This window comes from Bacillus sp. SIMBA_074, assembly GCF_046534555.1.
GTDB lineage: Bacteria > Bacillota > Bacilli > Bacillales > Bacillaceae_G > Bacillus_A > Bacillus_A mycoides.
Genome location: NZ_JAWRYM010000418.1, coordinates 1 through 277, shown reverse-complemented (window position 1 = coordinate 277; position 277 = coordinate 1). Strand labels below are relative to the sequence as shown.

1 protein-coding gene is annotated in these 277 nt (G+C 46.2%); it reads right to left on the bottom strand.

The features are described 5' to 3' along the window. Positions 1-246: PfkB family carbohydrate kinase (locus tag SB773_RS31390; protein WP_410594208.1), on the bottom strand; the 246-nt coding region annotated here is incomplete at its 3' end. Positions 247-277 lie beyond the last annotated feature (31 nt).

The following is a 277-nucleotide window of genomic DNA, read 5'->3' as shown; positions in this document are numbered from 1 at the left end:
CTCTGTGTTTACATGATTTTTTTTCAGGTTATCTAATATGATCTCTCCATAGACATCATCACCTACACATCCAACCATCGATACTTGTGCACCAAGTCGGGCCGCTGCCACAGCCTGATTGGCTCCTTTCCCTCCAGGAACCGTTATAAAAGACTCTCCTAAAACCGTTTCCCCGGCCATTGGCCGCTTTGCTGATGTCACCACTAAGTCCATTGAGGAACTTCCCACTACTGTAATTCTAATCATGTCTTCTCCGCCTTCCTTCTCGTTGTTTGTC